This window comes from Pseudobacillus badius (genome assembly GCF_002189605.1).
In the GTDB taxonomy this organism is placed as follows: Bacteria; Bacillota; Bacilli; order Bacillales; family Domibacillaceae; genus Pseudobacillus; species Pseudobacillus badius.
Window position 1 is genome coordinate 93,277 of the sequence record NZ_MWMM01000001.1, and the last position, 26,500, is coordinate 119,776.

Here is a 26,500-nt window from a genome sequence, read left to right on the forward strand (position 1 = left end):
AAGGAGGGAAATAAACATGCAAGTAACACACAAGGAACAGGATTTGCAAAAGAAGGATGAACGTTTTGTCTGGCATGCAATGAGAGGATCGGCTCCCGCTCCGGCGAACCTGATTGTCCAAAAAGCAGAAGGCGCCTGGGTAACTGATATAGATGGAAATAAGTACCTGGATGGCTTATCTGGACTGTGGTGTGTGAATACTGGTTATGGAAGAAAAGAGCTGGCAGAAGCTGCTTATGAGCAATTGTTGGAAATGCCTTATTTTCCGCTGGCCCAAAGCCATGTTCCTGCTATTAAGCTGGCTGAAAAATTGAATGAATGGCTGGGCGGCGAGTATGTCATCTTTTTCTCGAACAGCGGTTCGGAAGCAAATGAGACGGCATTTAAGATTGCCCGGCAATATCACCAGCAAAAAGGAGGCCATAGCCGGTATAAGTTTATTTCCCGCTACCGTGCGTATCATGGCAACTCAATGGGGGCGTTGTCAGCGACCGGGCAGGCAGAAAGAAAATATAAATATGAGCCGCTCGCACCCGGATTTATCCATGTAAATCCGCCGGATCTCTATCGCCGTCCAGAGGATGAACAGACGCTGGAAAGTGCAGAAGAAGTGGATCGGGTGATGACATGGGAATTGAGCGAGACAGTAGCCGCCATGATTATGGAACCGATCATCACGGGCGGAGGCTGTCTTATTCCGCCGCAAAATTACATGAAAAAAGTAAAGGAAATCTGTGAAAAGCATGGAGCGCTGCTGATTTGCGATGAAGTGATTTGCGGGTTCGGGCGGACAGGAAAGCCATTTGGATTTATGCATTATGATGTAAAGCCTGACATTATTACAATGGCAAAAGGAATTACAAGTGCCTATTTGCCGCTGTCTGCTACTGCTGTCAAAAGAGAGATTTATGAAGCATATTGCGGCGACGGGCAATATGACCGCCTTCGTCATGTCAATACATTCGGCGGCAATCCGGCTGCTTGTGCGCTAGCGCTGAAAAATATGGAAATCTATGAAAATGAAAAATTAATTGAGCGTTCCCGTGTTCTTGGAGAACGGATGCTTAAAGAATTGGAAGAGGTCAAGGATTTGCCGTTTATTGGAGATATTAGAGGGAAAGGCCTCTTAATCGGAATAGAATTAGTAGAGAATAAGCAAACAAAGAAACCGGCAAGTGTGGAGCTAGTCAATAAAGTAATTGGGCTATGCAAGAAGAAGAAATTGATTGTCGGGAAAAACGGGGACACAGTAGCTGGTTATAATAACATATTGCAGCTGGCTCCGCCGTTAAGCATTACCGAAGAAGATTTTCAGTTTATTACGCAAACATTAAAAGACTGCTTGCGTGCACTTCAATAAATGGAGAGGGCTGCGTTGGATTTTCCGGCGCAGCCTTTTCTGATCTAATAAAATCATCTATAATTATTTGACAATTCAGTAAATTATTATGATACACTGATGAAGAGTACTGTAATAGAAGTTAAAAAGGGAGATTATTTCTTATTATGAGCAAGGCAGGCCGTGTTGCTTGTTGGGATGCCTGAGAAAATAAAGGGGAGCAGCTGTAAAGGGGGATGGGGATGGAACGAGAGCAGCAGATGTGGAAATATGCGTTAACGTGTGTCATGGTAACCATCAGCACACTAGGATTTGGACGAATGTCTTACGGAATTTTAATGCCTTTTATGAAGGAGGAGTTGACCCTTACATATGAACAGGCAGGAATGCTGGGAACAATCACGTCAATCGGGTATCTGGGACTTGTTCTTTTTGCGGGAATTATGGCTGCAAAGTGGGGATCAAAGCGTCTAGTCGTGATTGGAACGCTGCTCGTCGCCGCCGGTTTATTTTATCTGTCGTTCGTTCAAAGTTTTTTCTCTTGCATGCTCGGAATGGCGATTCTTGGCATTGGGACGGCTTTTACTTATACCCCGCTTGTGAATATTGTCGTCGGCTGGTTCCCGCGGCAGCGGGGCATGATGATCGGCTTTCTTGGCAGCGGATTAGGGCTAGGGACTTTAATTTCCAGTGCAATGATTCCGTTCTTCACCGCATGGTTTTCGATGAGCGGCTGGCGCTATCTCTGGGCTGTATACGGCCTTCTTTCTTTGTTATCTGCCCTTGCTGCTCAAATCGTGTTGCGCGATCCGCCGATCCCTGCCCGCAAAAATACACAAGCAGAAGAATCCCTGTTTCGCGAAGTGTACGTTCATAAAAGGGTGCTGCTCGTGGCCCTTATTTATGGATTGATTGGCTTTGCTTATTTAATTCCACAAAGCTTTTTATTCAGCTTTATGCTGGAATCGGACATTAATCGTTATGAAGCCGGACAAATTATGGCGGCTGGCGGTTTACTGTCCATTTTCAGCGGTCCGCTATGGGGGACGATTTCAGATCGGGTCGGCCGGAAGAAGTCGCTGCTTACTGCTCTCTTTATCGGAGCGTCTGCCATGGCTCTCCCGGTTGTTTTTCCAGTATATGCAGGATTTATGGCCAGCCAGCTTTTGTGGGGGATCACGGTTGTTGGAATGCTGCTGCTTATTCAGGCACTATCGACAGAGCAAATTCATCCGTCGTATGCTCCTGTGGCCCTAGGCTATGTAACTGTATACTTCGCTGCCGGGCAGCTGCTTGGCCCTGGGCTTGGCGGGTGGCTTGTTGACCATGCTGGCGGGATTCGTTCTTCCTTGGTGCTTTGCAGTGTGTTATTGTTGCTAAGTTTCATTTTTTCGACACAATTGCATAAGCAAGCGGCAGGGGAAAAACTGGCGATTCCGAAGGAGCAGCAAACGACAGGCGGATAAGAAAACCGAGGCAAATCCTTGTCTGAAGCGGGTTGTCTGTCATTAAAAAGGTTTACTGAAAAAGCTTTTTCCCTTTTCTTCATTCGAATTTAGGCTGTATAAAAGCTATTTGGGATTTGCAGGAATGTTCCTCTTTTCTGTCGAAATATAACAACAAGAACAAAGGAGGAAATGGAAAATGGAAACATTAACCGAAAGAGAACAAGTCACCCTTGCTTATTATGTTCAATATTATCTGGGGAACGATCCAAACGATATTGCTGAGTTGCATCGAATGATGACTGAGGGGATGCCCTCCTATCCATCGATTATGGAACAGCTGACAAGGGAAGGAATGCTTAATGGAATGGATGCTATTCCATCAGCTCCAGTAGAAAATGGCGGCGATAAAATTACAATACCGATGATTACCCATAAAGGGATTCTTTATATTGACAGTATTTTAAACATTCAGTCCTATGCTGTTGAAGGCAATAAGCTGTCGTATATAAAAAACAGTTTGTTAACGAATAATCTGCAACTGTCTGTCGATGTGATAGCTGCCTATGTTAAAGAGGAAACAGGGATTCCCGTGTAATCACTATAAGAAAGCTTTTCGACGAATGGGCGGCAGCCCGCGTTCGAAAAGCTTTTTTTGTGCGAATTTGTCAGAAGAGCAGGCAGAGAAGTTGCATACTGTTTCTTGATATGTAAAATGAGGGGGGAGGATATTAAAATTACACGCAAGAACGGAGAGAGGCGATCATGAAAGGACAAAAGGCTGATGAGTCAAAATACATTCAGCAGCATTTAGCGAATGAACGTACTTTTCTTGCCTGGCTGCGCACGGGTCTTGCTGTTGTGGGAATTGGTTTTCTGGCAGTCACGCTGCATTTTAATTACGGATCAAAGGTGAGCAAGCTTACCGATGAAATTTCGCTGCTGATGATGATTTTTTCCTTAGCAACCGGTCTGGCTATTTTGATGATGGGATCGTTTAGTTATTTCATTAAACGAAAGGAGATTAACGAAGCGTCCTTTCGTTCGTCATCAGTTGTAATGGCCGTTGTCACTATTGCGGTCAGTATACTGATTTTTATGCTGGGATTTTATTTTATAACCATTCTATAGTCTTGCCGCAGGATCAAGCGGAAAATCTTGACTCGCGGTTTCGTTTGGTTTACTATACATACAGGGGTATTATTGATGCTCCTTCATTTCTTTATGTGTTAAAATATACGCGTGATTTGAGTTGGAGGGACTGATCGTGTTTCTAGTGGGCATAATTCTATTGCTGATGCTGCCTGTACTTTATAAACGTTATGTTCCGGTTGTCGGAGCAGAAGAAATTCAATGCAATCAAAACGAAGATGTTCAATTGGTGGATGTCCGTGATTTTCACGAAGCAAACCGCAATCCGGTTTCGTCGGCGATTCACATTCCATTGCCGTACTTAGCAAGACAGCATAACGAAATTGCCGACAAAGAAGTGATTGTGATTGTCTCAGACAAAGTGCTTCGTAATTTAAGCATCCGGCAATTGAAGAAATACGGATTCAAAGTGAAAGGCTACTGCTGCAAGAAGGAAGCAGTTTATTCACCGGCATCCGCATAAATCACTGGCAAAACAGCAAAACCTGTTTTCTTGTAACGGTAAAAAGGCCGGCTCATTATGCAAATGAGCCGGCTTTTTTGCTGTGCTTAGAGCGGAGGATTTGCGAAAGGGAGGGCATGGTGTCACGCAGCTTGCGCCGGTCTTTATAAGAACGGTAAGCGATAAGTTCTTTTCCCTCATTATCATAGACATCCAGCTGTAAAAGATAGGGGCCTTTTCTTTCCATATAATAGGAAGCTTCAACTTCTTCTAAATAGTAAAACTGAAATTTGATCCCAAGCCAAGTTTGTTCAATCACATTCGTTTCAGGATGGCCTTCAATGTACCTTTCCAGCTTAGGAACCGAAGTGGAAGGCGGATTGGCTAGTTCCTTCGCTTTTTCTTTTACATAATCAGCTGCGTGGTTGACTGTTTTCTTGGCTTTTTGAATGATTTTATTTTTCCTCATCATCGTTCACTCCTTCTTGTTTTTTACTCTTATTCCCTTTTTTAAGCTAGATTATCAGAAAATCAATCTTTCTGTTTATAAAAATAGGTTATTTTTTATTGTAGCTTCTAAAGCGATATCAAAAATAGATGAAATAAATCTGAACAATATATTATTCGGATTTATTTCGCGTACATATAATAAATATCGGCAAACACCACGGGAATGGTGGTTTGCCTTTTGCATCAGTTTTTTCAGAAAGCTTGTTCATAACTGAGCATGGGGTGTTGGGATGGATTTTTTCTGCAGAAGACTGAAAACGAACAAAATATCATCGCATGTTAAATAATAATAGTAAAGAAGCGGAGATGTTTTCAGCGTGAGAATCCTGATTGTTTCATGGGAGAGACAGTACTTTTATAGATGAAAAATGAATATAAGGGGAGAAGGATATGGTGAAATTTAGCCGAGAAGAGATTTCTAAATTAGTTCAAGAAGAGAATGTGACATTCATCCGGCTGCAATTCACGGATATTTTAGGAACGATCAAAAATGTAGAAATTCCTTCTTCTCAATTGGAGAAAGCATTAAGCAACAAAATGATGTTTGATGGCTCTTCCATTGAAGGCTTTGTCCGCATTGAAGAGTCGGATATGTATTTATATCCTGACCTGGATACGTTTGTTATATTTCCTTGGACAGCTGAAAAAGGGAAAGTTGCCAGATTGATCTGTGATATTTATCATCCGGATGGAACACCTTTTGAGGGAGATCCCCGCAGCAATTTAAAGCGGATATTAAATGAAATGAAGGCGATGGGGTTTACTGATTTTAATGTCGGGCCTGAGCCTGAATTCTTTTTATTCAAACTAGATGAGAAAGGAGGAGTAACTCTCGAATTAAATGACAGCGGCGGTTATTTTGATCTTGCTCCTACAGATTTGGGGGAGAACTGCCGGCGCGATATTGTGCTGGAATTAGAAGAGATGGGATTTGAAATTGAAGCTTCCCACCATGAAGTAGCACCCGGCCAGCATGAGATTGATTTTAAATATACAGATGCTGTGAAGGCGTGTGATGACATTCAGACGTTTAAATTAGTCGTAAAGACGATTGCCCGCAAGCATGGCTTGCATGCGACATTTATGCCGAAGCCTCTGTACGGAGTAAACGGCTCCGGCATGCATTGCAACTTATCTTTGTTCAGAGACGGCGAAAATGTTTTTTATGACAAAGAGGGTGACCTTGAACTAAGTGATACAGCTCGACAGTTTGTCGCCGGCATTTTGAAGCATGCTCCTAATTTCACGGCGATCACCAATCCGACAGTCAATTCTTATAAAAGATTAGTTCCAGGATATGAAGCTCCTTGTTATGTAGCCTGGTCTGCCAGGAACAGGAGCCCGCTGATCCGCATTCCGGCTTCACGGGGGCTTAGCACACGTGTGGAGGTGCGCAGTGTTGATCCTTCGGCCAATCCCTATTTAGCCATGGCTGTGCAGCTGGCAGCCGGACTAGATGGCATCAAAAATCAATTAACGCCGCCTGCTGCGGTGGATCAAAATATTTATGCGATGTCTAAAAAAGAGCGGGAAGAAAGCAACATTGTGGATTTGCCGCCGACTCTTGCTCAGGCGATCAAGAATTTCCAGAAAGACGAGGTAATGACTCAGGCTCTAGGTCCGCACTTATGCGAACATTTTATTGAAGCCAAGGTGATTGAATGGGATTTATTCCGCACGCAAGTTCACCCATGGGAGCGCGAGCAGTATATCACACAATATTAAAGGACATTGTTGTTCTGCTGATGCATAAAAAGGCCGGAGCGGCCCCGAAAATCTAACAGGAAAGAGTGATAGCGAGTGTGTGGAATAACAGGGTGGGTTAATTGGCATCAGGATTTGACAACTCAGGCGTTCATCGTGGAAAAAATGACACAGACGCTGGCGAAGCGCGGTCCGGATGCTTCGAATATTTGGAGCAGCCGGCATGTGTCATTTGGACACACTCGGCTCATTGTAGTCGATCCTGCTGGCGGAATCCAGCCGATGAAAAAGACAGTCAACAAACACCATTACACCATCGTCTATAACGGAGAGCTGTACAATACTGAAGAGCTTCGCCAAGAATTAGTAAAGGCAGGGCATGCTTTTCGTTCTCATTCTGACACGGAAGTATTGCTGACAGCTTATATAGAATGGGGCGAAAAATGCGTTGATCATTTAAATGGCATTTTTGCATTTGCTGTCTGGGATGAGAACAAGGAGCGGCTTTTTATGGCAAGGGATCGTGTAGGCGTAAAGCCGCTCTTTTATAAGGAAGGGGGCGGCTCGCTGGTATTCGGCTCAGAATTGAAAGCGATCCTGTCCCATCCGGCTGTCAAAAGTGAGATAGGAAGAGAAGGGCTTCAGGAGGTGTTTGGGTTAGGCCCATCCCACACGCCGGGTCACGGAATTTTCCGCGGCATAAAAGAATTGAGGCCCGCCCATGCACTCAGCTACTGCCGAAACGGGCTGAAGATTTGGAGATATTGGAATGTCGTTAGCAAAGAACATAACCAATCATTAAAGGAAACGGCAGAACAAGTCAGGTTTCTTATGGAGGATGCGGTCCGGCGGCAACTGACAGCTGATGTGCCGGTTTGTACGTTTTTATCAGGAGGAGTGGATTCAAGCGCGATCAGCCAGTTTGCCGCCGACTTTTTTAGAGAAGAAGGCCATGGTCCGCTTCATACGTATTCTATTGATTACATTCATAACCGACAGTACTTCCAATCAAGCACATTTCAGCCGGATGAAGATAGACCGTGGATTGAAAAAATTCAGCAGCATTTAGGAACAGTTCACCATGCTGCTGTTATTCAAAATGATCAGCTGGCTGATTATTTAACGGATGCTGTGAAGGTAAGAGATTTGCCGGGAATGGCGGATGTGGATTCTTCTTTGTTATGGTTTTGTGAACAGATCAAACCGAACTTTACCGTTGCTCTATCTGGCGAATGCGCCGACGAAATCTTTGGAGGCTATCCGTGGTTTTATAGAGAGGAGCTGTTGAATGATGACAGCTTTCCATGGATGAAATCCCAGGAAGAAAGGCAGCGGCTGCTGCTTCCGCATTGGCAGAAACGGCTCGATCTTAAGCGATATGTAAGAGACCGGTACGAAGAGACTGTTCAGGAAACGCCCCGATTAGATGGGGAAAGTCCGTTGGAGGCCCGCCGCCGGGAAATGTTTTATTTGAACATGACATGGTTTATGACGACACTCCTTGAGCGCAAAGACCGCATGAGTATGGGGGCAAGCTTAGAGGTTCGCGTTCCATTCGCTGATCACCGGCTTGTAGAGTACGCCTGGAATATCCCGTGGGACATGAAAATGCTGAACGGAAGGGAGAAAGGGGTGTTGCGCCTCGCTTTAGAAGGTGTTTTGCCCCATGATGTACTTTACCGGAAAAAAAGCCCTTATCCGAAAACCTATCACCCAGAATACACCGCACGCGTCACGAAACAGTTGACGGACATCATTAATAAACCCTGCTCTCCTATTCTTGAAATACTGTCAAAAACAAAAGTCGCAGATATTATTGATTCTAACGGCTCCTCCTTTAAGGCACCTTGGTTTGGCCAGCTTATGACAGGCCCTCAGCTTATCGCGCATCTTGTTCAAATAAATGGCTGGCTGGAGCACTACAATATTAATATCGTGGATAATTAATCAACAGATCAGCCGCCGTCGCGTTCGTGTATAAACGCGGCGGCTGGCTTATTTAAAGACGATGACGGGTCATAGGTAGTTTGTCAGCTAGTAACCGTTCATCGGCCGCATGACAAAAAAATTTAAAAGCAAGTACAGATACCTAATTAAAAAAATGATAATATTTAGATAAATAGGAAGGTGAAAGCAAATATCAGGAATGCTAGCATAGCTGCTCACTGAACTATTTCGAAGCGATGGATAGAAAAAGGAGAGAGAAGCATGAACATTGAAGACAAAATGATGGAATGGTTTAACTATTTCCATGAGCACCCTGAAGTGAGCTGGCAAGAGAAGGGAACGACCGAAAAAATAGCGGAGATTTTGGACGAGCTGGATGTGCCGTACCGCCGTTTTCCAGATGTAACAGGCGTTATTGCCGAAATTGGAGAAGGGGAGACAGCAGTAGCGGTTCGTGCGGATATGGATGCATTGTGGCAAGAGGTAGATGGTGTGTTCCGGGCCAATCATTCATGCGGGCATGATGCCCATATGGCGATGGTCCTCGGCGCTTTGCTCCATTTGCGAAATGAACCATTAAACAAAAAGGTGCGCTTTATTTTCCAGCCTGCTGAAGAAAAAGGAAATGGCTCAGTAGCGATGATTGAACGGGGAGCAATGGAGGGAGTCACCCACCTGTTTGGTGTCCACGTGCGTCCACTCGAAGAGCTTCCGCTTGGCCAATTTTCACCGGCGATTTATCATGGAGCCGGCATTTTTCTGGAGGGAAAAATCCTTGGGGTTGATGCTCACGGGGCAAGGCCTCATCAAGGAAAAAATGCCATTGATGTTGTGGTAGCCCTTCATCAATTTATTAAATCCATTTACTTGTCGCCATTTGAAAGCTATTCGGCGAAATTAACAAAAATTATGGCTGGCGGGGAGAATGCTAATATTATTCCAGGAAGCGTTGAGTTTGCCATGGATGTGCGCGCGCAGAAAAATTCAGTCTTGCAAGTTCTTAAAGATCGCATCACAGAAGGCATAGAAGGATTAAAAAACCTTTATGACATTGACATTGAATTTGAATGGTACGATTATACGCCAGGAGCCGAAGTGTCGCTTGAAGCTGCGGCTGTTGCAGAAGAAGCGATCCGGCATGTGGCAGGAGACCAGGCGGCTGCTTCACCGATTGTTATTTCGGGAAGCGATGATTTTCATTTTTATACAACCAAGCATCCTGAGGTGAAGGCAACAATGATTGGAGCGGGCGTTGGCTTAGTTCCCGGCCTGCATCATCCGCAGATGACATTTGATCGAACGGTCTTGCCGGTGGGCGCGCGAATTTTAGCAGAAACATTAAAAAGAGTTAAATAAGAAAAAGTTTTTACAAAAAAATAAAAATTCAAATTGACGTACAGCCATCGAGAAGTTATTATTACCCTATTAGCGTCTATTATGCGACAATTGAAATTTTTCCAAAAAATGACGAATAGAGGGAAGAAAATGAAAAAAGAGATGTCTTTTTGGGTAGCTATTATCCCGCTGGTTGTAATGATCATTGTCATGGGTATAACTGTAGTAGGTTTGGAACAAGGACCGCACATTCCGCTGATTGTCGGCACAACAACAGCAGCGCTTGTGGCCTGGCGTTCAGGATTTAAATGGTCAGAAATTGAAGACGCAATGTACAAAGGAATCCGCCTGGCGCTGCCGGCTGTTGTAATTATTATACTGGTCGGCTTAACAATTGGCGCCTGGATTGGCGGAGGCATCGTCGCCACAATGATTTATTATGGCTTAAAAATTATTACGCCTTCATTATTCTTAGTATCTATTACTTTAATTTGTGCGATTGTCTCCCTGGCGATCGGAAGCTCGTGGTCGACAATGGGAACGATTGGTGTTGCCGGCATGGGAATCGGCCTCAGCATGGGAATTCCCGCGCCAATGATTGCGGGAGCTGTTATTTCAGGAGCCTATTTCGGCGATAAAATGTCACCGCTTTCAGACACGACAAACCTGGCGGCCGGTTTAACGAATACAGATTTATTTGTGCATATCCGCCATATGTTTTACACGACTGTTCCCGGGCTGCTCATTGCTTTGGGCGTCTACGCCTTTTTAGGCAAAGATTTCGGAAAAAATGGGCTGGATACAGCAGATATTGAACAAACGATGGGAGCGCTGCAGGATAATTTCGTTATTTCGCCTTTTTTACTGTTGATTCCGCTTCTTGTTATCGTATTAGTAGCTAAAAAGGTGCCTGCCATTCCTGCGCTTATTATCGGGATTGCCCTTGGTTTTGCTTCTCAAGTATTTATTCAAGGCGGCTCTTTTGCGGAAGCAGTACAAGCGCTGCAAAGCGGCTTCGTCATTGATTCCGGGAACGAGATGGTAGATAACCTGTTTAACCGCGGCGGCTTGGAGTCGATGATGTATACTGTCTCGATGACGATTGTGGCCATGACGTTCGGCGGGGTTTTAGAGAACACAGGCATGCTTGAAGCTATTGTCAAACAAATTCTAAAGCTGGCCAAAACAGCAAAAACCCTTGTAGTATCAACGGTTGTTTCTTGTTTTGCGACAAACGCAACTTGCTCGGAACAATATATTTCTATTGTTATTCCTTCAAGAATGTATGCAAAAGCCTATCAGGAACAAGGGCTGCATTCGAAAAACCTTTCCCGAGCTCTTGAAGATGGAGGAACATTAACCTCTGTATTTATTCCGTGGAATACGTGCGGAGTGTTTATACTAGGAACATTGGGAGTCCATACATTTGAATATGCTCCTTATGCGGTGCTGAACTTTGTTGTTCCGATCCTTTCCATCATTTACGCTTTAACAGGTTTTTCCATCACAAAGCTGACTTCAGAGGAGAAGTTGGCGTTAGAACAGCAAGAGGAAGCTACAGTTAACCAATAAAAAGCAAAGGAAAAGAAAAGCTCATAGAAATGAACTTTTCTTTTCCTTCATTAGTAAATCGGCATATTTAATTCATAAATGGAGCGGGGCCGGCCTTGCTGATAAGTCATTTCTTCGCCAACGACTTTTGCAAATCCGTGATCGACAAGTTTTTTTAAGATCCGTTCGGTTGAACGGCGGGTAACCTGGAGGTAGGCTGAAAGATCAGCAGCTGTAAATTGCACCGATTGCCGTGATTTGCTAAATTGGATGATCTTTGATAAGTTTGCCGGGCTCATTTTGGTTTCTTTTGCTATCCGAAGCAGCTCAGGGTGATCGTTTTTTAATCGCTGCGTTTTCTTTTCTTTCGGAAACGGTCCGAGCAATTCCTTCTCTTCTGTTAAAATATACCCGCAGCTTTCATGATCATGCTGGAGGGCAAAGCTGCGCGCAATTTTGGCATTTTGGCTGGCTTCGGCCGCGGTAAATCCATACCCAAAGCCCACGGCGACCGGTTCTTGCCATTTGAGCAGAAATTCGTGAAACGCATCGCTATTCATCACGATTTCAATATCGCCGCGGGTGCTGTACAATGAAAAAGCAGCCTCTGCCGATTGTTGAATAGACGCATTCATCTCCCGGGCAAAAGCCTCCAAATGCAGTGTTTGTGCTTCTTCCGGCTTCTTTAAGGAAATATAGCCGGCCGCAATAGTCGCTGAGTGGCTTTTTACAAGCTCTGCCTGCGCTTTCGTATCCTGCAGGCCTCGCACCAATGATTTGATTGGATCAACCATCCGCTGGGCTGGAACGCCGAGCTCACGGAGCCGGTTGTATACAGCATGGATGCTTGTAAGTGCCAGGTCGATTTTTCCGGACTGAAAGCGGGAGTAATGAAAATGAACAATATCGTTTATATCAAATTTATTGGGCAGCCTATCTGCATAATCAATGACATGAATAGGTTCACGCTTCACGCCAATATCCGCAAGAACATTCTTAATAAAGACATATTCGGTTAAATCAATGGAGATCCGTTCTAATGAAATGTTTTTTTGAGAAATGACAGCAAGAAGCGATGTAGCAACGGCTGTTTCATCCTGCTCCAGATAATGGGAAGGGATAGGCAGTGATTCGTGTAGATCTTTGGAAAAATAGTAGGGCAGGGCCCCGGAAAAAAATACAGCATCGCAAGGCTTCAAGTACTTGATAAGCTCGGCAGCTTCCTCCGGCCGTTCATAGATATACGGCTCGATTTCCAGCTCGCCGATCTGAGGAACAACTGATAAAATAGTGCGGATAAAATCCGCTGAACCAACTACTGCAATTTTTATTGTCATCATTCCAGCTCCTATATGAAATGTAAAACTTTAGTTATTTAGCGTCTATTTAACGATAACTATACCAAATATAAAAATCTATTGTAAACTGAAAGGAAGAACATTTTATGAAAATTACAGCTATTCACTTATACGCAGCTCATTTCCCTTTACACACGCCATTTATCGTCAGTTATCACACATACGACTACATGCCTTCCATCATTGTAAAGGTTGAAACGGACGAGGGAATTACGGGCTACGGAGAAAGCGTCGCCGATGAACATGTAACAGGCGAAACTTGGGAAGGAGCGTTTTATACATTAAAAAATACATTGGCTCCTGCTGTTATTGGCAAAAACCCGCTCGAGTTGGAGAAGCTGCATGATATCATGAACAAAACTGTTTATGGAGCGCCAGCTGCTAAGGCCGCCATTGACATTGCTTGCTTCGATATTTTAGGTAAAAAGCTGGGACAGCCGGTTTATCAGTTAATCGGAGGGCGCTATCACAACGAGTTTCCGATCACGCACGTGTTAAGCATTGGAGAGCCGGAGCATATGGCTGAAGAGGCGGCTGCTATGGTCGAACAGGGATATCAATCATTTAAAATGAAGGTGGGCAAGGATGTAAAAAGAGATGTTGAGCGCATTAAAGCGGTCAGAGCGCGAGTAGGAGAGGAGATTGCTATTCGCGTAGATGTGAATCAAGGCTGGGTAAACAGCGCTACAACGTTAACGGCCATTCGCGCTCTTCAGGAAGCAAACCTCGACTGGCTGGAGCAGCCTGTATTAGCGGATGATATGAATGGGATGGCCTTTATCCGGTCCAAGACAGACATCCCTTTAATGGTGGATGAAGGACTAAAAGGTCCTCGCGAAATGCGTGAAGTAATCGAGAAAAAGGCTGCTGATAAAGTGAATATCAAATTGATGAAATGCGGAGGCATTTACCCTGCTGTAAAGCTTGCTCATCAAGCAGAAATGGCCGGACTTGAATGCCAGGTTGGTTCCATGGTCGAGTCATCCATCGGCTCTGCTGCCGGCTTTCATGTCGCTTTCGCGAAAAAAGTCATTACCAGCGTAGAATTAACAGGGCCGTTAAAGTTCTCAAAAGATGTTGGGAATTTGGCGTATGATGTACCGTTTATCCGCTTAACTGACAAGCCGGGACTTGGTGTGGATGTGGATGAACATACGTTGGCTGATTTAACGGTTTTTGAAGCAACTATCCGATAATAAAGGAGGAACTGTGATGAAAGTAATTTATGAAGGAACATTAAATAGCAGCGGTCAATCCGTCCGTATTGTGCCGTTGTCCCTTGCTCAGCTGGACGATATTTTGGCATTGCAGCAGTTCGTGACAGAAACATTGGAAAACAAGGCAGTATTAGAGCCGCTTTCCCGTGAACAATTTCAATACATTCTAGAAGGCAAAGGATTGGTAATCGGCGCATTTGCAGACGATCAGCTGATCGCTTTCCGGGCGCTCATGGAGCCTCCCGTCGACGAGGATGGCCATTTAGGCCGCGATATCGGTTTAACAGAAGAGGAATTATTGAATGTAATCTATCAGGAAATTTCAAATGTACATCCGGATTATCGCGGAAATGGCCTGCAAAAGACGCTTGCCCAATGGATCATGAAAGAATTAGAGCTTCTTGACAAACAATACAAGTATGTTTGTTGTACAGTAGCCCCCTTTAACATTCCGAGCTTGAAGGATAAATTTGCCCAAGGAATGGAGATTGCTGCACTGAAAGAAAAATACGGCAATCGTCTGCGCTATATCTTCGTCAAGGAACTAGACAAGGATAACAGCAAAGAAAACTGGGAATTTACAACTCTCCGTATGGATGACACAGCCGGACAGCAGAAATTGCTTGCACAGGGATGGAGAGGAATCCGTATGGAAAACCGTGAAGGTGTGCAGTGGGTTGATTTTAGAAAAAATGCTGCACAGGGATGATGTTTCTATTATCCGTTAATTGAATAGTGTACCTTTTTAAATCTATACAATGGGCTAAGTCCCTAAACTGAATTTCACCTTTAATAAAGAATATGTAAAGCAAAAAGCCATCTGCTCTTTGGAATGAACAGATGGCTTTTTGCTATTTAAAACAGTATAAACTAGTCGGGAAATTTTAAAATTCTAAACTTAATCGGTTATTGTTTGTAATAGGTGATTCTTTATTATTCGGTTACGGAATGTGATCCTAAATATTTAAATGAATATCAAATCTGAATTAAATTATTGATGTAGAAATGCAAAATCCTGAACAATATAAAAAGCCTTATGCAAAAGTATACAGAGAAATTTTAGAACAAATTGAACATGCAGATAAACGATGATTTCTCTCATTTAATTCACTTAAGCATCATTGGTTTAAAGAATTTTCGATATCGACTTATGGAACGTTACTCAGTTGTCGCGCAACATACAGATAATATTCGCTTCAGAACTTCTTCACATGTGCTGCTTCACAATTCGCTGGTATTTGCTGGTCAGGCTGCTTGTAACAAATATTTTAATAGGGGAAGGTTTACAATTGCCGTTTAACAATAACCCGATAAATCGCTTATGTACTCGTGAATAGAGAGTCTTTTCACTATACAGGTCAATGGCAGATTGAAACACATAATCAACAAGTGTTTTTTAAGTGAACGACAGAAAACACAAAATTATCTTAAACGTAATAAAAAATTAATGTGCTATTTACACTGTTTATGTATTGTGAAAGCGCACCAAATATTAAAGAATGGGAAGTGGAGAACAGTGAAAAAGAAAAGAATCTTGTCGTTGACTGTGCCGTTTATGTTGGCAACATCTTTGTTTGGAGGTGCTGCAAGTGCAGCCCCGAATGATAACTGGTTACAAAGCAGCAAAACGGAGTTAAGTGCTCATCGTGGTGCACAAGTGGCGGCTCCTGAGAACACATTAGAAGCGATAACTCAGGCTGGACTATTAGGGTATGGCTTTGTTGAAATTGATGTCCAAAAAACCAAGGACGGCCAATACATATTAATGCATGATAAAACAGTTGACCGCACTACGACAGGCTCTGGAGAGGTAAAAGATTTAACATTAGAAGAAATTCAAAGTTTTGATATTGAAGATAAAGAAGGAAATGTAACAGATTATAAAGTACCAACACTTGAGGAAGTGTTAGAGGAAGCTCATAAATACAATATTGGTATTAATTTTGATGGTTCAAAAGGCGACTGGGGTGATAAGGAATTCGTAGACAGCATTATGGAAGAAGCTGAGGAAGCCAAAGTATTGAATCATTCATTCTTTGTACTAAGTAATGATGATATTCGAAATCAATTTAACGAATGGTACCCAGAAGCAACTGTGACATTCCTTGGAAATGCATTGAAGAATGTAGATGCTGATATTGAAGAATTAAAACAGTATGATAACGCCATTTACTCAACATCAATTAACAATGTAGATAAAGAAACTGCCAAAGAAATTAAAAAAGCAGGCTTAAAACTGCATGTATACTCAGTTAACTCTGCTGAAACATATGAAAAAGCGAAAAGTATTCATCCTCGATTGATTGAAACAGATGTGATTATACCTTAATATCATTGCCAGGATAAATGAATATGACAAAGGTGTTCTACGCAATGGGATTTTAAGAAAAATATAAAATCTCGTCAATCGATTATGAATTGGCGAGATTTTTGATATTTAAAGATGGATAGCATTGTAATTTTTATCAACACCCCGTTTGAAGCAATTTTCCTCCACAATCTGGCCCAATTGTTAAATAGCATGACTGATGTTTTTTAACAACTTTATTGTTACTTAACAAAAAGAGAAAACTGTAAAAAGATCAACCTCCCTAAAGTATATCAATAAAACTAAAGGTTAACCTTTATAAAAACATATAGAAGCGGTTATTCTCATGAAGGCTTTTTATACAACCGTAAAAAAGTATATAAAAACAGCTTTAGCCTGCACTTTTTTATGGTTTGTAAAAGGATTGAATATTGCTAATATTTTAAATATAGATTATTGTAAGCGTAAACATTTTTGATCTAAGGGTGGGGAGAAATGAAATCTTATCAGTTGCTTTTTGACAATTTAATTGATGTAAATCCCCGTACTGGAGAGATTAAATTTAGTGATAGAAGAATGGCTCTAGTGCCTGTGGAAGCATTGGGGATTCTGCGCAGGGATTTAGTCAATACCTTAGGGATGGAGCGGGCAAAGGGATTTTTAATGAGATATGGATGGGCTTGGGGATATAGAGATGGAGAAACAATTGAAAAAATGTTTAATTGGGATTCAAAGCAGGAGCTTATATTGGCAGGTCCTTATTTACACACATTAGAAGGAATAGTTACAGTCGAACAGGACGTAATTGAACTGAACGAGGAAGGTCTTTGTTTTACAGGGTTTTGGAAAAACTCCTTTGAAGCCGTGGAACATGTTAATCATTATGGCTATAGTGAGGATCCGATTTGCTGGACGCTTATTGGTTATGCAAGTGGTTATTTAACGAAAACTTTCGGAAGAGAGGTATTGGTTATTGAAGAGCAATGCCAAGGAAAGGGGGATTCGCACTGCCGTTTTGTGGCGAAAACAGTTGATGAACAGGATAAGCGCCATCAGCAAGATTTGCGGTATTATAAAGCGGAATCGCTATTATCAGAGCTAGATCGCGCTTATAAAGAAGTTCAACAGTTAAATGAAAATATTATCCATTCAGAGCAAGTTCAAAAGCAATTAACGGACATGCTGCTGGCAGATAAGAGTATCAAAGATACCATTCACTTTCTTGCCGACACGCTGCAAAAAAGCATTGTGATCGATTATTATTTTGAAAAGTTGGAATGCGCTTTTGTGTGTTCAGAGGATGAAGAGGCTTATCAAAACTGGATAAAGGATAAGGGAGGGCGTAAGAAGAAGCTAAAGCAGATTGATACATTCTCTATCCGCGCTCATAATGAAAATCTCGGCCGCTTAGTTGTTATTGGCAATGAAGAACTTTCGCAAAAGGAGCGAATGATAACCGAACGGGCACTTACAGTTTTCTCAATACAAATGTTTCATCAGCATAAATTAACGAAAGCTCTCTGGAGAAAAAAAGAAGATTTTTTTGAAGAAATTTTAAACAATAACTATGACGAACACACTCTTCAAAGGTATACACATATTTTTAACCTTAACCCCCACCACTCAAGCCGCATTCTTACAGTGAAAGTTGACACTGATTCAAAACGGAAAGGGATCCTCCATTATATTTGCTTGCTGTATCCAGAGATGGAGGTGTTTTTGAAAGATCAATATATTACCTTTGTGTTGTTAGAAGAAGACTATTCAAAAATAGAAAGGTTTTCAGCAAAGTTGCAGTCTGCCATTCAAAAAGAATTTAAGTATATAAAGATGTATATAGGAACTGGGCGCAAAGTCGATCATTTAAAAAACCTATCAAAAAGTTATGAAGATGCTTGCCAGATATGTGACTTTTTGGAGATCGCTTATCCGACAGACAGCAGGATTTCCTGCTTTGAAGAATTGGAACCGGTTATTATGTTCTTAAAAGGCAGTAATCAGCAGGAGTTGATTGAGTTTTGTAGAAGGACAATTGGAGATTTAATTGAGCATGATGAACTAAGTCAGGGAAATTTAGTTATTACGTTAAAATCTTATTTGGAACATAACGGCAACCTTCAGCAAACAGCTGACGATTTACATTTATCCATTGCGGGATTGCGTTATCGGATGGAAAAGATCGAGTCGCTTTGTCGATCTAACTTAAAGACAGGAATCGGACGTTTCAACTGTCAATTAGCTGTACAGATTTATTTTGCTTTACGGGTGATAGAAGGAGATGATGCTTTTACTGTATTAAAAATATAAAAAGATCGCCTATTCGTTCTTCGGGATTGAATAGGCGATCTTTTTGTCTTGGATAGACAAGAGTTAACATAAATAATTTATGTCTTAAACATCTCTTTGAAATTCAAACCACAAAAACTGAAATAAAGACACCAATACACCCTATATTTTTGCAGTTCAAATTATTCAAAATAATCTGCATAATTTAGTTACAACATGAAAGCGCTTTAAAAATGGAGGGGAAAATAAGGAGGAATAGAAATGAACGCACAATCAACGGCTACAGGCAATAGACCTTTAACAGGAGCAGAGTACTTGGAAAGTTTAAGAGATGGACGCGAGGTGTGGATCCATGGTGAGAAGGTAACAGATGTAACGACTCATCCTGCTTTCCGCAATTCAGCCCGTTCAATCGCACGTCTTTATGATGCTTTGCATGATGAAAAAACAAAAAACGTTTTAACGGTAGAAACAGATACCGGCAATGGCGGATATACGCAAAAATTTTTCCAGTTTGATAAAACAGCAGAAGATCTGCTAGCCTCACGAAATGCGATTGCTGAATGGGCAAAGTTATCCTATGGGCAAATGGGGAGGTCTCCAGACTACAAAGCTTCTTTCTTAGCAACTCTTGGTGCTGATCCTGATTATTACGCTCCTTATGCTGATAATGCGAGAAGGTGGTACAAAGAAGCGCAAGAGAAGAATTTGTTTTTCAACCATGCAATTATTAATCCGCCCGTGGATCGCAATAAGCCATTAGAAGCAGTAAAAGATATTTTCATTAAAGCCGTAGGAGAAACGGAAGAAGGCGTCATTGTGAGCGGTGCAAAAATGGTTGCTACTGGATCTGCTCTAACAAATTATAACTTTGTCGCTCATTATGGAGCAGCGCCGATTAAGGATGAAAATATGGCTCTGTGCTTTGTTGCGTCAATGGATACGCCGGGTGTCAAATTGATATGCCGGACTTCCTATGAAATGAATGCTGCAGTTATGGGGAGTCCGTTTGATTACCCACTCAGCAGCCGTTTTGATGAAAATGATGCCGTTCTTGTATTTGAGAATGCCTTAATACCGTGGGAAAACATTTTAATTTATAAAGATGTAGAAAAGATTAATAACTTCTTTGCAGAGAGCGGTTTTTTGCATCGGTTTACGTTCCATGGCCTCACAAGGCTGGCAGTAAAGTTAGACTTTATCGCCGGCTTATTGATTAAGGCAGTCAAGGTAAATGGAACCGATCAATTTCGTGGCGTACAAGCCAATGTTGGAGAAGTCATAGCTTGGAAGAATATGTTCTGGGCACTAAGCGATGCGATGGCAATGAACCCGAATGAGGGGAAGAACGGCACAGTTTTGCCTAACTTAAACTATGGTCTTGCTTATCGTGTCTTCATGTCGGAAGGGTGGCCGAAAATTAAAGAAGTTATTGAAAATGTGGTGGCAGGAAGCTTAATTGTTCAACCTTCAAGCATACGAGATTTCAAGAACCCGGAACTCCGTCCAATTATCGATAAGCTGTATAGAGGTTCAAACGATGTTGATGCGGTAAATAAAATCAAGTTAATTAAATTGCTCTGGGACGTAGTAGGAACAGAGTATGGAGGCCGACATGAGTTATATGAAAGAAACTATTCCGGCAATCACGAAAATATTCGTCTTGAGAACCTTGTCGTTGCTAATGGCAATGGAGAGGCAGAGATGATGGAAAAGTTTGTTGAGGAATGCATGAATGATTACGACTTAGATGGCTGGAAGAATAAGACATGGATTAATCCCGATGATGTCAGCTATTTTTCAAAATGACAAGTCAAAACAAATGAGATGGAAGCTTGCATTAAATAATCTCACAAGAGGCTTGTTTAATATAAAATGCACTTGCTCTATTGGAGGAGAAATGGGTATGTGGTCAGGAGAGTGAAGACATGGAGGGGCTTCTATGGAAGTAATCAAAAACAACAGTTTACATTTGAAACAGTCTATCGTAACGATTGGCGCATTTGATGGCATTCATATTGGACACCAGTCACTCATTAAGAAAGCGGTACGTCGTGCACGCCAATGTAACATTTCTTCAGTAGTTTACACTTTTGATCCTCCGCCGAGAGCCTTTTTTCAAAATCAAATGGTTTTAACGAGCGTAGAGGAAAAAGTGCATTTTTTAAAGAAGCTGGGTATCGATTATGTTATTGTGGCGAGATTTGATAAGGATTATTTGGCAAAGAGTGCAGGAGACTTTCTAAAGGAATTGGAAGCTTTATCTCCAAAAGAAATATGGGTGGGACCTAATTTTCAATTTGGAAAGGGGAAACGGGGAACAACGGAAGATCTTGCTGCTCGCTTTCATACGTTTATTCACCCTCTAGTTAAGTGTGCAAACGGGCAAACAGTCTCTTCTACTAGAATTAGAAACTTACTACACCAGCAGAAGGAGCATCTGGCAAATGAGTTACTCGGAAGAGAGTTATTTGCAAGTGTTTAAATTCAAAGTAGCATAAAGGGACCTTACATTATTTACAAGCAAAAAATTAATTTGAAAAGGGGCAATTCTTATGATCGAATCTATCATGAAAAATAAACGAGTAACAGAAATATATGCAAGTTTTGTTAAGCACATGAAAAATTTTTTAGACGAGCAGCAAATCAATCATGAAGAATACACCAATTTCGTAAAGTGGGCCAATCGTTTAGGCACAAGCGGAGAAGTTCCCCTGTTTTTGGACGTATTCATAGAAACGTATGTTTTAGAAGCAAAATACAAAGGTCTTCCGGGAACAGAGCCTTCTCTTCTAGGCCCTTATTTTGCAGAGGGAACCCCGCTGTTAAAAGAGCAGCCATTTGTCCTCCCGCAGAGACCGGACGAGAAAGGAGAGAAACTGGTATTTCGCGGAACTGTCAGCTCGGTAAACGGCCAGCCGCTTCCGCAGACAAGAGTGGAGTGGTGGCAGGATGATGCGGATGGGTTTTATTCTAATTTTGATTCGGACGCACCTGACTATAATTTAAGAGGGCATTTCTATACAGATGAAAATGGACGTTTCGAGGTCCATTCGATTGTGCCGGTTCCATATCAAATTCCGACAAATGGGCCGACGGGGGAATTTGTGAAGGCAGCTGGCTATCATCCTTACCGTCCGGCGCATTTGCATATGAAATTTGAGAAGGAAGGCCATGAACCTCTTATTACGCAGGTATTCTTTGAAGGGGATGAATGGCTGGATACAGATGTAGCAAACGGTGTTCGTTCGTCTCTTCTTACGCGGCTTGTAGATAAAGGAGGCCACAAAGAAGCATCATTAGATTTTGTGATGCGGATTGAATAAGATTGAAAATTACAAACTAAAGAGGGGGAATTCTCATAGCCCTTCTGTTTCTCCCTATAGAAAACAGAATAGGAGATAGTTAGAAAAATAGTCGGACAGCGCTTGACACTCCCGAGGCAGTTTAGATAATGGTCTAGGTTTTAAGGGGGATATGATAAAATAAGTTATCAACTAATGAACAAACCGGCTGTCTTAAATAACTGCTATTAAAGTTTGATAGCAATATTTAAGGCAGCTATTTTTTGTTACAAGGAGCGAATAGTGTGAAAATGTACATGCAAGAGATAAATGGTCGCAAGCTTCAGCTAGCTGACTATCCTGGAAAAAAAGGCACGATCATTGCTATTCATGGATTAACAGGAACACATAAGAATATGCATTACTATGCTGAAGCGTTAAAAGACGATTACAGATTTATTGCCCTCGATTTACGAGGGAGAGGCAACAGTTCACGGATGGATAAGAGGCCTTCAATCTTTCAGCATGCAGAGGATATTATTGATTTAATCAATGAATTGGAAATTGAGAATCCTATTCTAATGGGGCATTCAATGGGAGCGTTTATTTCAACTATTGTCGCCAGTAAATTAGATTCTGTGAAAGCTGTTATTTTATTGGATGGTGCTGCTTTAATGTCTAATCATCAACGTGATATAGTAAAGCCGTCACTTGGAAGATTGAGTAAAGAATATGATTCGCCTGAGGGCTATATTCAGGAAACAAAAGAGATTTATGAACGTTTGGGTGTAGAATGGTCTCCTATATTAGAAAATACTGTCCAGTATGAAATTCGGAGAGAAGGGGACCATTGGGAACATAAGTCATGTGAGTCTAAAACTTTGGCTGACTTTGAGAGTTTTTATTCTTATTCGCCGAAAGAAGTATGCGCCTCTATTCAATGCCCTGTTTTGTTAGTATATGCCAAAGGAGAAATCGGCCCATTTCCTCCATTATTTTATGAGACAGACTATATTGAAACAAAAAAATATACAAAAAATATCGAGATGATTGTTTCAGCCTGCAATCACTATACTATGGTGTTTGAGAATAGAGAAGAAATTAATCAGGCGATCAAAGAATTTTTAGGGGATATCTATATCGTAAGTTGAAATATTTAGAATTTAGTGTAAAATATGAATATAAATGAATAAGTGATTGCCTATTCATTAGCTATTAAAAAATACCCTTTTTAATACTAACTAATGAACGAATGGCTGTCTTCAACAATTGTTATCTTAGTAGGTAGCAATGTTTGAGGCAGCCATTTTTTTGTGGCAATTATACAGAAGCTTTAACAATGAGAATTTTTGGTGGAGGGCAAGGGATTTAAATGCTGCTTTTATAAATTATTGAGATAGGGTGTTGAAGAATGAGAAGTGGATTGGCCTATTTTAAAGAAGTATACGACATCGTGCCGGGATGGGTGCAAAAGATGCATGACTATAGACCTGAATTGCTTGAATGTTATACAAGTTTGCGTGGAGGCATTATGAGTGATAGTGCACTAACAAGAAAAGAAAAGGATATTCTTTTAGTCGGCATGAACGCAGCAAGGTTGTATGAACGCAGCATGCTCTATCACACAAAAGGAGCAATAGATGCCGGTGCTACCATACCAGAATTGGTAGAGTATTTAATGGTTCCTTACCTATACAATGGAGCTAAAGCATTAAATACGGCTATGAAGTCATTAGAGTATGCTCTATCGTTACAAGGAAAAAGAAACTCTGTTTCCATAAAGAATGACGGAACAACGGAAGAATTGCTTATACAAATAATTCAGTTAATGGACGGCGAAGACACAGCCTTTATCGAAGGAGCATTATCGCTGCTGCGATCGGAGAGAGACGATCTGCTGATAGAAAAAATAATGGACGATGCAGTGGTTTCCAGGAAAATGAAGCAGCTTTTAATGGTCGGGATCTTCATTACAGAATTAAAGGGCCAACAAGCAGGAATATGGATGGAGACAGCCAGGGAGAATGGAGCTTCTGAAGAGGAGTTAGCGGATGTAGGATTTATTTGTTTATTAACAGCCGGTATTCCTGCTTGGTTTGAGGCAAGTGATTCGTTAGCTGAAAAATAAAGTTGAAGCGGTGGTGAAATATATGGACAAAATCCATGGCAATGCAGTGCAAGCCTTATCTTGTGTACAGTCCGGCCATACATTAATGGTCGGAGGATTTGGTTTAATCGGCGCGCCTCTTACACTAATTGATGGGCTGGCTGAGATAGATGCAACCGATCTTACAGTTATTAGCAATAATCTTGGTGAAGCCGGCCGGGGATTAGGTGTGCTTCTTAGGCAAGGTAAAATTCAGAAAGCGATTGGATCATATTTTACAAGCAATCGGGAGGTTGGCGATTATTATCAAAAAGGGGAAATTGAATTGCAACTGTTGCCTCAAGGAACCCTTTCGGAATCCATGAGGGCGGGCGGAGCAGGAATTGGCGGTTATTACACGAAAACCGGTGTGGGAACGGAACTGGCGAAAGGAAAAGAAGAACGGGAAATTGATGGAGTCAAATATGTCTTTGAACCGGCAATCCGGGCAAATATCGCTTTAATTAAGGCCCATAAAGCGGATACCCTTGGAAACCTCATCTACTATAAAACGGCCCGTAATTTTAACCCGTTAATGGCAACAGCAGCTGATGTTGTTATTGCTGAAGTAGATGAGATCGTTGAACAGGGAGAGCTTTCTCCAGAAGAAATTGTGACACCGCACTTGTTTGTAGACAAGATAATTAAAGCGAAGAAAATACTGACGAAAGCCGGGGTGGTCAGCTGTGAGTGAGAAGAATGACATTCAAGAATTGATTGCCAAGCGAGCAGCAAGCGAATTAAAAGGACCTTGCATTGTTAATCTCGGTATTGGGATCCCTACATTAGTCGCAAAGTATATTGATGATAAAAATATTCACTTGCATACGGAAAATGGGCTTCTTGGCGTAACGGACGTGGAAGAAGAATATATCGATCCAAACAGGGTGAATGCAGGAAAGCTGCCAGTCGGCGAAACAATTGGTGCTTCGTTCTTTAACAGTGCAGAGTCTTTTGCCATGATCCGCGGGGGGCACATAGATGTCGCAATTCTTGGTGTGCTGCAAGTCGATCAAACCGGTGTTATCGCCAATTGGGCAGTACCGGGGAAGAACATCATGGGGGTGGGAGGTGCCATGGATTTGCTTGTAGGAGCAAAAAAAGTAATAGTAACAACAACACATACCGCAAAGGATGGCACGAGCAAGCTGTTAAAGAAATGCACTTTTCCTGTTACTTCTACAAGAAGTGTGGACATGATTATTACAGAGATGGCTGTATTTAAAGTAGTTAATCGCAAGTTACAGTTAATTGAATTAATGCCTGGAGTGACAATAGAAGAAGTGCGGAAAAAAACAGAAGCGGAATTTATAGAGCAGAGGATTGATAATAATGAAAATTCATTCGCTGGATATATACGTAGTTGATCTGCCGACAATCCGTCCTCATCATTTAGCTATGCATACGATTGTAACGCAAACAATTGTGTTAGCTTGTATAAGAAGCGAGGATGGCGTGGAGGGATGGGCAGAAGTAGCAACAATTGGGGGAGCGTCCTATTCAGAAGAAAGTCCGGAAGCCATTAAATTTAACATTGAAAAATATATTAAGCCGCTCATTATAGGGGAGTACGCTAGAAACTTCGATGCCCTTTCTTATAAGATCAACCTTCATGTAAAGGGAAATTATTATGCAAAAGCGCTTGTTGAAGCAGCGGTGATTGATCTGGCAGCCAGAACACAAAATATTCCGGCCTATGATTTATTTGGCGGAAAGTGCCATTCTTCGATGCCTGTTGCCTGGACACTAGCGAGCGGGGACACTGCAAAGGACATCGAGGAAGCACAGCACTGTTTGGCCGAAAGAAAGCATAACATTTTTAAGCTGAAAATCGGAAAGGGTGATCCGAGAGCAAATGTAGCTCATGTGATAAAGATTAAAGCAGCAGTTGGGAATGCCGGAAGTATACGGGTCGATGTCAATCAGGCTTGGGACGAAGCCACTGCTCTATATTGCATCGAAGCTTTGGAAGATGGCGGGGTGGATTTAGTTGAACAGCCGCTTGTTCGCTGGAACCATGAAGGCATGGCGAGGCTTTCTTCCCGTTTTAAAGTGCCGATCATGGCAGATGAATCGGTTGGAACGATTCACGAAGCTTATCAAATTGCCAAACACCGTGCAGCGGATGTATTTGCTTTAAAAATAGCAAAAGCAGGAGGTTTAACAGCTGTTAAAAAAACAGCAGCTATTGCGGAAGCCTCTGGCATTCCTCTATACGGAGGAACAATGATTGAATCTTCACTTGGGACAGCTATCTGTGCACAGTTATATTCTACTATTCCAGAAATGGCATTTGGTACAGAATTGTTTGGACCGCTATTATTTAAAGATAACGTGACCCTCAACCCAATTGAGTACGAAAACTTTGAAGTGAAAGTGCCGGAAGGTCCAGGGTTTGGCATGGAGATAGATAAGGAAAAGGTAAAACATTATTCAAGAGAAGTGTATATAGTATAAACTTATAAGGGGGAAATAC

General features: G+C 41.9%; 23 protein-coding genes. 21 read left to right on the top strand and 2 right to left on the bottom strand.

The window, feature by feature from the left end:
* Window positions 1-16 precede the first annotated feature (16 nt).
* The 5 genes from B1A98_RS00425 (at window position 17) to B1A98_RS00445 (ending at window position 4,399) form a co-directional block, all read left to right on the top strand.
* Window positions 17-1,360 carry an aspartate aminotransferase family protein gene (locus tag B1A98_RS00425; RefSeq protein WP_063384231.1) on the top strand — a complete coding sequence of 448 codons (1,344 nt, stop codon included), beginning with the start codon at window positions 17-19 and terminating at the stop codon, window positions 1,358-1,360.
* A 221-nt stretch (window positions 1,361-1,581) separates the two neighbouring features.
* Window positions 1,582-2,805: an MFS transporter gene (locus B1A98_RS00430; protein ID WP_063384230.1), complete on the top strand. Its 1,224-nt coding sequence runs from the start codon at window positions 1,582-1,584 to the stop codon at window positions 2,803-2,805.
* A gap of 178 nt (window positions 2,806-2,983) precedes the next feature.
* Window positions 2,984-3,382 (top strand): hypothetical protein, encoded by a 399-nt coding sequence (locus B1A98_RS00435; RefSeq protein WP_041099451.1) that lies wholly within the window; start codon window positions 2,984-2,986, stop codon window positions 3,380-3,382.
* 167 nt (window positions 3,383-3,549) lie between these two features.
* A complete protein-coding gene (locus B1A98_RS00440; protein ID WP_063384229.1) occupies window positions 3,550-3,915 on the top strand; it encodes a YidH family protein in 366 nt (121 codons plus the stop codon).
* A gap of 136 nt (window positions 3,916-4,051) precedes the next feature.
* A complete protein-coding gene (locus B1A98_RS00445) occupies window positions 4,052-4,399 on the top strand; it encodes a rhodanese-like domain-containing protein (RefSeq protein ID WP_223662996.1) in 348 nt (115 codons plus the stop codon).
* A gap of 55 nt (window positions 4,400-4,454) precedes the next feature.
* On the opposite strand, the gene B1A98_RS00450 is transcribed toward B1A98_RS00445, so the two are convergent.
* Window positions 4,455-4,850: a hypothetical protein gene (locus B1A98_RS00450; protein WP_125474335.1), complete on the bottom strand. Its 396-nt coding sequence runs from the start codon at window positions 4,848-4,850 to the stop codon at window positions 4,455-4,457.
* A gap of 428 nt (window positions 4,851-5,278) precedes the next feature.
* On the opposite strand from B1A98_RS00450, the gene glnA reads away from it, so the two are divergent.
* The 4 genes from glnA (at window position 5,279) to nhaC (ending at window position 11,446) form a co-directional block, all read left to right on the top strand.
* Window positions 5,279-6,613, top strand: coding sequence for a type I glutamate--ammonia ligase (glnA, locus tag B1A98_RS00455; RefSeq protein WP_041113033.1), 1,335 nt, complete (start codon window positions 5,279-5,281; stop codon window positions 6,611-6,613).
* A 75-nt stretch (window positions 6,614-6,688) separates the two neighbouring features.
* Window positions 6,689-8,539, top strand: coding sequence for an asparagine synthase (glutamine-hydrolyzing) (gene asnB, locus B1A98_RS00460; RefSeq protein WP_063384227.1), 1,851 nt, complete (start codon window positions 6,689-6,691; stop codon window positions 8,537-8,539).
* A gap of 261 nt (window positions 8,540-8,800) precedes the next feature.
* Window positions 8,801-9,895 (top strand): amidohydrolase, encoded by a 1,095-nt coding sequence (locus tag B1A98_RS00465; protein WP_063384226.1) that lies wholly within the window; start codon window positions 8,801-8,803, stop codon window positions 9,893-9,895.
* A 129-nt stretch (window positions 9,896-10,024) separates the two neighbouring features.
* Window positions 10,025-11,446, top strand: a complete 1,422-nt coding sequence (nhaC, locus tag B1A98_RS00470; RefSeq protein WP_063384225.1) for a Na+/H+ antiporter NhaC — start codon at window positions 10,025-10,027, stop codon at window positions 11,444-11,446.
* A 50-nt stretch (window positions 11,447-11,496) separates the two neighbouring features.
* On the opposite strand, the gene B1A98_RS00475 is transcribed toward nhaC, so the two are convergent.
* Window positions 11,497-12,762, bottom strand: coding sequence for a hypothetical protein (locus B1A98_RS00475; protein ID WP_063384224.1), 1,266 nt, complete (start codon window positions 12,760-12,762; stop codon window positions 11,497-11,499).
* Window positions 12,763-12,869: 107 nt separating this feature from the next.
* Here B1A98_RS00475 and B1A98_RS00480 point away from each other — a divergent pair, with 107 nt between their 5' ends.
* From B1A98_RS00480 to B1A98_RS00535, 12 genes are all read left to right on the top strand, one after another.
* Entirely contained in the window at window positions 12,870-13,979 is a 1,110-nt protein-coding gene (locus tag B1A98_RS00480) for a mandelate racemase/muconate lactonizing enzyme family protein (protein ID WP_063384223.1), read from the top strand.
* Between the two features lie 16 nt (window positions 13,980-13,995).
* A complete protein-coding gene (locus tag B1A98_RS00485) occupies window positions 13,996-14,709 on the top strand; it encodes a GNAT family N-acetyltransferase (RefSeq protein WP_063384222.1) in 714 nt (237 codons plus the stop codon).
* A gap of 807 nt (window positions 14,710-15,516) precedes the next feature.
* Complete coding sequence (locus B1A98_RS00490) at window positions 15,517-16,329, top strand: glycerophosphodiester phosphodiesterase (RefSeq protein ID WP_158286003.1); 813 nt, start codon at window positions 15,517-15,519, stop codon at window positions 16,327-16,329.
* 474 nt (window positions 16,330-16,803) lie between these two features.
* Window positions 16,804-18,615, top strand: a complete 1,812-nt coding sequence (locus tag B1A98_RS00495; protein ID WP_063384221.1) for a XylR N-terminal domain-containing protein — start codon at window positions 16,804-16,806, stop codon at window positions 18,613-18,615.
* Between the two features lie 240 nt (window positions 18,616-18,855).
* Window positions 18,856-20,403: a 4-hydroxyphenylacetate 3-hydroxylase family protein gene (locus tag B1A98_RS00500; protein WP_063384220.1), complete on the top strand. Its 1,548-nt coding sequence runs from the start codon at window positions 18,856-18,858 to the stop codon at window positions 20,401-20,403.
* Window positions 20,404-20,536: 133 nt separating this feature from the next.
* Window positions 20,537-21,079, top strand: a complete 543-nt coding sequence (locus B1A98_RS00505) for an FAD synthetase family protein (protein WP_063384219.1) — start codon at window positions 20,537-20,539, stop codon at window positions 21,077-21,079.
* Window positions 21,080-21,149: 70 nt separating this feature from the next.
* Complete coding sequence (locus B1A98_RS00510) at window positions 21,150-21,920, top strand: dioxygenase family protein (RefSeq protein WP_082821663.1); 771 nt, start codon at window positions 21,150-21,152, stop codon at window positions 21,918-21,920.
* 269 nt (window positions 21,921-22,189) lie between these two features.
* Window positions 22,190-23,029: an alpha/beta fold hydrolase gene (locus B1A98_RS00515; protein ID WP_240492435.1), complete on the top strand. Its 840-nt coding sequence runs from the start codon at window positions 22,190-22,192 to the stop codon at window positions 23,027-23,029.
* A 260-nt stretch (window positions 23,030-23,289) separates the two neighbouring features.
* Window positions 23,290-24,006 (top strand): carboxymuconolactone decarboxylase family protein, encoded by a 717-nt coding sequence (locus B1A98_RS00520; protein WP_063384217.1) that lies wholly within the window; start codon window positions 23,290-23,292, stop codon window positions 24,004-24,006.
* Between the two features lie 22 nt (window positions 24,007-24,028).
* Window positions 24,029-24,718 (top strand): CoA transferase subunit A, encoded by a 690-nt coding sequence (locus tag B1A98_RS00525; RefSeq protein WP_063384216.1) that lies wholly within the window; start codon window positions 24,029-24,031, stop codon window positions 24,716-24,718.
* Window positions 24,711-25,391, top strand: a complete 681-nt coding sequence (locus tag B1A98_RS00530) for a 3-oxoacid CoA-transferase subunit B (protein WP_063384215.1) — start codon at window positions 24,711-24,713, stop codon at window positions 25,389-25,391. The genes B1A98_RS00525 and B1A98_RS00530 overlap by 8 nt, the downstream gene beginning before the upstream one ends.
* Window positions 25,357-26,481: a muconate cycloisomerase family protein gene (locus tag B1A98_RS00535; RefSeq protein ID WP_063384214.1), complete on the top strand. Its 1,125-nt coding sequence runs from the start codon at window positions 25,357-25,359 to the stop codon at window positions 26,479-26,481. Before B1A98_RS00530 ends, B1A98_RS00535 begins: the two co-directional genes overlap by 35 nt.
* The last annotated feature ends 19 nt before the right edge of the window (window positions 26,482-26,500 follow it).